Source organism: Magnetospirillum moscoviense, from assembly GCF_001650635.1.
Lineage (GTDB): Bacteria > Pseudomonadota > Alphaproteobacteria > Rhodospirillales > Magnetospirillaceae > Magnetospirillum > Magnetospirillum moscoviense.
The window spans coordinates 1-7,418 of the sequence record NZ_LWQU01000012.1 but is presented as its reverse complement, the minus strand read 5'-3'; the positions used below and the strand labels follow the sequence as shown (position 1 = coordinate 7,418).

10 protein-coding genes are annotated in these 7,418 nt (G+C 65.3%); 7 read left to right on the top strand and 3 right to left on the bottom strand.

Annotated elements, in window-relative coordinates; translation table 11 throughout:
* Positions 1 to 196: 196 nt before the first annotated feature.
* Genes hslU through A6A05_RS00825 form a run of 3 tightly spaced genes read right to left on the bottom strand, consistent with a single transcriptional unit; the run spans position 197 to position 3,228 of the window.
* The gene (hslU, locus tag A6A05_RS00835) at positions 197 to 1,519 is read right to left on the bottom strand and encodes an ATP-dependent protease ATPase subunit HslU (protein WP_068496536.1); all 1,323 of its coding nucleotides are present in this window, start codon (positions 1,517 to 1,519) and stop codon (positions 197 to 199) included.
* 3 nt (positions 1,520 to 1,522) lie between these two features.
* Positions 1,523 to 2,071, bottom strand: a complete 549-nt coding sequence (gene hslV / locus A6A05_RS00830) for an ATP-dependent protease subunit HslV (RefSeq protein WP_068496534.1) — start codon at positions 2,069 to 2,071, stop codon at positions 1,523 to 1,525.
* Positions 2,068 to 3,228 carry an SGNH/GDSL hydrolase family protein gene (locus A6A05_RS00825; RefSeq protein ID WP_068496532.1) on the bottom strand — a complete coding sequence of 387 codons (1,161 nt, stop codon included), beginning with the start codon at positions 3,226 to 3,228 and terminating at the stop codon, positions 2,068 to 2,070. Before A6A05_RS00825 ends, hslV begins: the two co-directional genes overlap by 4 nt.
* Positions 3,229 to 3,348: 120 nt before the next feature.
* Between A6A05_RS00825 and hisB the strand changes: the two genes are divergently transcribed.
* From hisB to A6A05_RS00790, 7 genes are read left to right on the top strand one after another with little or no spacing between them, the layout of a single operon-like run.
* A complete protein-coding gene (gene hisB, locus A6A05_RS00820) occupies positions 3,349 to 3,948 on the top strand; it encodes an imidazoleglycerol-phosphate dehydratase HisB (RefSeq protein ID WP_068496530.1) in 600 nt (199 codons plus the stop codon).
* Between the two features lie 4 nt (positions 3,949 to 3,952).
* Positions 3,953 to 4,597, top strand: a complete 645-nt coding sequence (gene hisH / locus A6A05_RS00815; protein WP_068496538.1) for an imidazole glycerol phosphate synthase subunit HisH — start codon at positions 3,953 to 3,955, stop codon at positions 4,595 to 4,597.
* Positions 4,594 to 5,139 (top strand): methyltransferase domain-containing protein, encoded by a 546-nt coding sequence (locus A6A05_RS00810; RefSeq protein ID WP_156520832.1) that lies wholly within the window; start codon positions 4,594 to 4,596, stop codon positions 5,137 to 5,139. The genes hisH and A6A05_RS00810 overlap by 4 nt, the downstream gene beginning before the upstream one ends.
* Positions 5,136 to 5,861: a 1-(5-phosphoribosyl)-5-[(5-phosphoribosylamino)methylideneamino]imidazole-4-carboxamide isomerase gene (gene hisA / locus A6A05_RS00805; protein WP_068496526.1), complete on the top strand. Its 726-nt coding sequence runs from the start codon at positions 5,136 to 5,138 to the stop codon at positions 5,859 to 5,861. Before A6A05_RS00810 ends, hisA begins: the two co-directional genes overlap by 4 nt.
* A gap of 6 nt (positions 5,862 to 5,867) precedes the next feature.
* Entirely contained in the window at positions 5,868 to 6,644 is a 777-nt protein-coding gene (gene hisF, locus A6A05_RS20515; protein ID WP_068496524.1) for an imidazole glycerol phosphate synthase subunit HisF, read from the top strand.
* Positions 6,641 to 6,967, top strand: a complete 327-nt coding sequence (locus tag A6A05_RS20510) for a phosphoribosyl-ATP diphosphatase (RefSeq protein WP_068496522.1) — start codon at positions 6,641 to 6,643, stop codon at positions 6,965 to 6,967. Before hisF ends, A6A05_RS20510 begins: the two co-directional genes overlap by 4 nt.
* 9 nt (positions 6,968 to 6,976) lie before the next feature.
* A complete protein-coding gene (locus tag A6A05_RS00790; RefSeq protein WP_068496520.1) occupies positions 6,977 to 7,345 on the top strand; it encodes a histidine triad nucleotide-binding protein in 369 nt (122 codons plus the stop codon).
* Positions 7,346 to 7,418: the final 73 nt, after the last annotated feature.

Genomic DNA, 7,418 nt, shown 5'->3' with positions numbered 1-7,418 from the left:
GGGCATGATGGATGAGTCATTCCATCTTGAATCACGCTCACGCCCGCCTGTCCAGGCTATGTTAACGCCTATGGGGCAACTCTCCCCTGACGTCCCCACTATCGAAGGACGTCTGAAGGAAATTTTTCGGAAGGCGATCATCCTTCACGGCCTCGAAAAGTCGTCCGTTCCGCCAACGGCCTCTCGTCTCAAGCCCCTACAAAATGAACTTCGCCAGATCGGTCTTCTTGGCCAGTTCGCCGACGCGGGTTTTGACCATGTCGGCGTCGATCTCGACCTTGGTGCCGGGCGGCTGGTCGGGGGCGGTGAAGCTGATCTCTTCCAGCAGGCGCTCCATCACCGTCTGCAGCCGCCGGGCGCCGATATTCTCGACGGTGCGGTTGATGTCGGCGGCCAACTCGGCGATGGCATCGACGGCGCCGTCGGTGAACGAAAGCACCACCTCTTCCGTCGCCAAAAGCGCGACATATTGCTTCAGCAGCGAGGCTTCCGGCTCGGTCAGGATGCGCTTCAGATCCTCGACCGACAAAGCCTTCAACTCGACCCGGATCGGCAGGCGGCCCTGCAGTTCGGGCAACAGGTCACTGGGCTTGGCCAGGTGGAAGGCCCCCGAGGCGATGAACAGCACGTGGTCGGTACGCACGTTGCCGTGCTTGGTGGTGACCGTGGTGCCCTCGATCAGCGGCAGCAGGTCGCGCTGAACACCTTCCCGCGACACGTCGCCGCCGACATGGGTTTCCGACGAGCGCGCGCAGATCTTGTCGATCTCGTCCAAAAAAACGATGCCGTGATTCTCGACCGCGGCGATGGCGTCCTTCACCACCGCTTCCTGATCCAACAGCTTGTCGGATTCTTCCGACAGCAACACCGCCAGGGCGTCCTTGACCCGCATCTTGCGCGGCTTGGTGCGGTTGCCGAACGCCTTGCCCAGCATGTCCGACAGATTCAGCATGCCCATGGACGCCCCGGGCACGCCGGGGATGTCGAAGGTCGGCATGCCGGCGGCATTGTCGGCCACCTGGATTTCCACCTCGCGGTCGTCCAGCGTGCCTTCGCGCAGCATCTTGCGGAATTTCTGGCGGGTATCGGGGCTGGCGGTCTCGCCGACCAGCACGTCCAGCAGGCGGTCCTCGGCGGCCAGGTCGGCCTTGGCGGTCACCTGCTTCTTCAGGCGGTCGCGGGTCATGTGGATCGAGATTTCCACCAGATCGCGCACGATCTGTTCGACGTCGCGGCCGACATAGCCCACTTCGGTGAACTTGGTGGCCTCGACCTTCAGGAACGGCGCCTGGGCCAGGCGGGCCAGGCGGCGGGCGATCTCGGTCTTGCCGACCCCGGTCGGGCCGATCATCAAGATGTTCTTGGGCAGCACCTCTTCGCGCAGCGCGTCGGACAATTGCTGGCGGCGCCAGCGGTTGCGAAGGGCGATGGCGACGGCGCGCTTGGCCTCGTTCTGGCCGACGATGTGGCGGTCGAGCTCCGAGACGATCTCACGCGGGGAAAAGGCGGACGCGCTCATGGCTTACAGGCTTTCGACGATAAGATTGCTGTTGGTATAGACGCAGATGTCGGCGGCGATCCTCATCGATTTCCGGACGACGGCCTCGGCATCCAGCTCGGTGTCGATCAGGGCGCGCGCCGCCGACAGGGCGTAATTGCCGCCCGAGCCGATGGCGATGATGCCGTCTTCCGGCTCCAGCACGTCGCCCTGGCCGGTCAGCACCAGCGACACCTCGGCATCGGCCACCGCCATCATCGCTTCCAACCGGCGCAGATAGCGGTCGGTGCGCCAATCCTTGGCCAGCTCGACACAGGCCCGGGTCAGTTGGCCGGGATGCTTTTCCAGCTTGCCTTCCAGCCGTTCCAGCAAGGTGAAGGCGTCGGCGGTGGCGCCGGCGAAGCCGACCAGGATCGATCCGTCGCCGATCTTGCGGACCTTGCGGGCGTTGCCCTTGATCACCGTCTGACCCAGGCTGACCTGGCCATCGCCGCCGATCACCACCCGGCCGTCCTTTCGGACGCACAAGATGGTGGTGCCGTGCCACGAGGGAAGGGTTTGGGATTCGCTCATGGCTTCTGTCTTTCCTTGATGCCGCGCTTGACGATCTCGTCGGCGATGGCCCGGCCGATGATGTCGTTGAAGGCCGGGCTGTAATGGACCATGTCGACATAGGCGTTGGCGGAGGCCGGTTCCAGCTCGGCCAGCCACAGAAGGTTGCGGGTCCACAAGCTGCCCATGTCGCGCATCGCCGCCATCATCGGATAGCCGCGCCTGGCGTTGGCGTGATAGCCCAGCATCTCGTCGGTGACCGGCACCACCCGCTTGGCATTGTCGTAATGATAGGTCGGCACCGGCTGCTGCACGAAGATCAGCTCGAACCCCAGCCGTTCGGCCATGCCGTCCAGGATGCGGCGGTTGGTATCGAGCCGCTGGACCACGCCGGCGACGTCGGCGTCGGACTGGCAGAAGCTGCCCCATTCGCGAACCATCACCGACTTGTCGCCGCCCAGATGGCGGGCCAGTTGCACGACGTTCGAGCGGTTGGCGATCTCCAGCATCAAGGGCTGGCGCGACCGCGCCGAGGTCAGCTGGACCAGCCGCTCGTTCCACGAGCTTTGGTCGGGGATGGTGCAGTAATAGAAATCGTTGAGACCGTCGATGAACACCGCGACGTCGGGCTTGATGCCGGCGGTCAGCAGGCGCTCGAGGGCGATGCGTTCCTGGGTCGAGAAATAGGACACCACGCCGAAATTGAACACCTGCACGTCGGTCAGGCCGGCCGCCTGCAAGGCCCGCTCGACCGCCGCCGGGATGGTTTCCGAATTGGCCACCCCCGAGCCCATGGTGGTCGAGCCGCCGAACACGAACACCTTGCGCCCCGGCCGCGCCAGATCCTGCGGCGCCAGGTCGTTGGGGCGGAAACCCTGTTCGGTGATGGTGAAGTGCCGCCCCTGATAGGGGGTCATGCGATATTCGACGAACGGGCTGTAGATGGTGTCGCCCATGCGCCAGCCCTCGGCGCTGATCTCGCGGTACTTGGCCGCGTCGTCGGTGTCGTAAAGCTTGGAATATTCGGCGTCGGTGTAGGTCGGCATATAGGCCGGCCTGGCGTCGCGAGCCATCTTCAGTACCGCCTTGGCCCCCCACTCGGCGGCGGCGATCATCACCACCACGTTCAGCAGCAGCACGGCGGCAGCATTGAAGACCCGCTTGAACAGCCCGATCATCTTTCTTCGTCTCCCGGTCCTGGTCTCTCTGCCTACCTTCTTGATGGCGGAAAGTCCACCCTGGCGCTTTCATCGCCCTCTGGTTCCTGCTAAACCGTCATCATCAGCAAGGAGGGCCATATGCGCAGGGCCACCATCGAGCGCAAGACCAACGAAACCAGCATCGGCGTCACCATCGACCTGGATGGCACCGGTTCCTATTCCGTCGATACCGGCATCGGGTTCCTGGACCATATGCTGGAGCAATTGTCGCGTCATTCGCTGATCGACCTGACGGTCAACGCCGACGGCGACCTGCATATCGACGCCCACCACACCACCGAGGATGCCGGCATCGCCATCGGCCAGGCCGTCGCTCAGGCGCTGGGCGATCGCAAGGGCATCACCCGCTATGGCCAGGCCTTGATCCCGATGGACGAGACCCTGACCCGCGTCGCCATCGACCTGTCCAACCGCCCCTATCTGGTGTGGCGGGTGGATTTCGGCCGCGACAAGCTGGGCGACATGGATACCGAACTGTTCAAGGAATGGTTCCAGGCCTTCGCCCAAGCCGCCGGCGCCACGCTTCACGTCGAATGCCTGTACGGCGAGAACAACCACCACATCGTCGAAAGCTGCTTCAAGGCCTTGGCCCGGGCGTTGCGCCAGGCCATCGAGATCGACCCCCGCAAGGCCGACGCGGTGCCGTCGACCAAGGGCGTTCTGGGGGGGTCGTTGTAAGGTGATGAAGGTCGCCATCGTCGATTACGGCTCGGGCAATCTGCGCTCGGCCGCCAAGGCCTTCGAGCGGATGATCGCCGAGGAAGGCCTGCGCGCCACCGTCACCGTCACCGCCGATGCCGACATGGTGGCGGCGGCCGACCGCGTGGTGCTGCCGGGCGTCGGCGCCTTCGCCGATTGCAAGGCCGGCCTGGAAGCCCTACCCGGCATGGTCGAGGCCATGCACCAGCACGCCATCGTCAAGGCCCGGCCGTTCTTCGGCATTTGCGTCGGCATGCAATTGCTGGCCACCATCGGCCGCGAGCACGGCACCCACCAGGGCCTGGACTGGATCAAGGGCGAGGTGCTGCCGATCACGCCGTCCGACCCGGCCCTGAAGGTGCCGCATATGGGCTGGAACGAGCTGGCCTTCGTGCCCGGCAGCCATCCGCTGCTGGACGGCCTGCCGGACAATCCCCACGCCTATTTCGTCCACTCCTATCGCTTCGCCTGCGCCAACCCGGCAGAACAATTGGCCCGCGTCGATTACGGCGGGCCGGTCACCGCCATGGTCGGCGCCGGCTCGGTGGTCGGCACCCAGTTCCACCCGGAAAAAAGCCAGGCCACCGGCCTGAAGGTGATCGCCAATTTCCTGCGGTGGATGCCGTGACCGGCCCGGTCATCACCGAGGAATACCGCAAGCTTCAGCAGAAGCTGCACGAGGACAATCCCGATTACGGCATGGCCTCGGTGGCGATGGCCCCGCTGGTGGTCGAGATGATCGGCCGCCTGGACGCCACCCACCTGCTGGATTACGGCGCGGGCAAGGGGCGGCTGGGCCAGGAATTGCTGAAGCTGATGAAGACGCCGCCGATCGTCACCCCCTATGAGCCGTCCCGGCCGGAATGGGCGACGCCGCCGGCCCCGCACGATTTCGTCACCTGCATCGACGTGCTGGAACATATCGAGCCGGAGCTTTTGGACAATGTGCTGGACGATCTGGCCCGCGTCACCCGCCGCTTCGGGCTGTTCACCGTCCATACCGGCCAGGCCCGGCGCGTGCTGCCCGACGGCCGCAACGCCCATCTGATCCAAGAAGGCCCGGCCTGGTGGCTGCCCCGCCTGCTGGCCCGGTTCGAATTGATTCAGTTCACCCGCATCCCCCAGGGTTTCTGGGTGCTGGTCGAACGCCAAGGAGAGCAAGCATCATGATCCTGTTTCCCGCCATCGACTTGAAGGACGGCGCCTGCGTGCGCCTGAAGCTGGGCCTGATGGAAGAGGCGACGGTGTTCAACACCGATCCCGGCGCCCAGGCCAAGTCCTTCGCCGCCGCCGGCGCCCAGTGGATCCATGTGGTCGATCTGAACGGCGCGTTCGCCGGCAAGCCGGTCAATGCCGGCGCGGTCGAGCAGATCCTGAAATCGGTGGAGGTTCCGGTGCAATTGGGCGGCGGCATCCGCACCATGGCCACCATCGAGGACTGGCTGAGCCGCGGCCTGTCGCGGGTGATTCTGGGGACCGTCGCTCTGCGCGATCCCGAATTGGTCAAAGAGGCCTGCAAGCGCTTCCCCGGCAAGATCGCCGTCGGCATCGACGCCAAGGGCGGCCGCGTCGCGGTGGAAGGCTGGGCCGAGACCAGCGACATCACCGTCACCGAACTGGCCCTGAAGTTCGAAGACGCCGGCGCGGCGGCCATCATCTATACCGATATCGACCGCGACGGCGTGCTGACCGGCCCCAATGTCGAGGCCACCGCCGCCCTGGCCCGCGCCATCTCGACCCCGGTGATCGCCTCGGGCGGGGTGTCCAGCCTGGATGACCTGCGCGCCTTGAAGGCGGTCGCCTCGTCGGGCATCGCCGGGGTGATTTCCGGCCGCGCCATCTATGACGGCCGCATCGACGTCGCCGAAGCCATCGCCCTGCTGGCGGAGTAAAAACCGATGCTCAAGATGCGCATCATCCCCTGCCTGGACGTCAAGGACGGCCGCGTCGTCAAGGGCGTCAACTTCGTCGACCTGATCGACGCCGGCGATCCGGTCGAGCAGGCCAAGATCTATGACCGCGCCGGTGCCGACGAACTGACCTTCCTGGACATCACCGCCAGTTCCGACAATCGCGACACCATCTATGACGTGGTCCGCCGCACCGCCGAGCAATGCTTCATGCCGCTGACCGTCGGCGGCGGTGTGCGCCAGACCGAGGACATCCGCAAGCTTCTGCTGGCCGGGGCCGACAAGGTGTCGATCAACACGGCCGCGGTGCACCGCCCCGAATTCGTGCGCGAGGCGGCGGAAAAGTTCGGCAGCCAATGCATCGTGGTGGCCATCGACGCCAAGCAGACCTGCCCCAACAAGTTCGAGATCTTCACCCATGGCGGCCGCAACCCCACCGGCATCGACGCGGTGGAATGGGCCCGGCGCATGGCCTCCTATGGTGCCGGCGAGATCTTGCTGACCTCGATGGACCGCGACGGCACCAAGCAGGGCTTCAACATCCCGCTGACCCGCGCGGTGGCCGACGCCGTGACCATTCCGGTGATCGCCTCGGGCGGGGTCGGCACGCTCGACCATCTGGTCGAAGGCATCATCGACGGCCACGCCACCGCCGTGCTGGCCGCCTCGATCTTCCATTTCGGCACCTTCACCATCGCCCAGGCCAAGGCCCATATGGCCGCCGCCGGCATCCCCATCCGTCCGGTGGAAGGAGAGCCGTCGTGACCCTCGACGCCCGCATCCTCGAGCAATTGTTCGCCACCATCCAAGGCCGCCAAGGCGCCGACCCGGACAGTTCCTACACCGCCAAGCTGTTCGCCAAGGGCCGCAAGAAGATCGCCCAGAAGGTCGGCGAGGAAGGGCTGGAAACCGCCATCGCCGCCGTGTCGGAAGGACCCGAGGGGATTTGCGCCGAAAGTGCCGATTTGCTGTACCACCTGCTGGTCCTGTGGGCCGATGCCGGCCTGACGCCCGAGCAGGTGTGGGCCGAGCTGGCCCGGCGCCAAGGCATTTCCGGCATCGACGAGAAGAACAGCCGCAAAGGATAGGAGGCCGCCATGACCTATGATCCGAACAACGTCTTCGCCCGCATCCTGCGTGGGGAAATTCCCTGCAAAAAAGTCTATGAGGACGAGTTCGTCCTGGCCTTCCACGACATCAACCCGCTGGCGCCGACCCATATCCTGGTGATCCCCAAGGGCGCCTATGTGTCGATGAACGACTTCACCGCCAAGGCCTCGGATGCCGAGATCGCCGCCCTGTTCCGCACCGTTGGCCGACTGGCCGCCGAGGCCGGATTGGCCGAGGATGGCTGGCGCATGCTGGCCAATATCGGCGCCAACGGCCACCAGGAAGTGCCGCACCTGCACGTCCACATCTTCGGCGGCCGCAAGCTGGGCCACATGCTGCCGGAGAGATCGGCTTAGACCCTATGTTCGCCCCCTGAAACGGCTGGCGGTCCGTCCCACGGCATGTCCCAATCGAGGGTTGCGCCGGGCT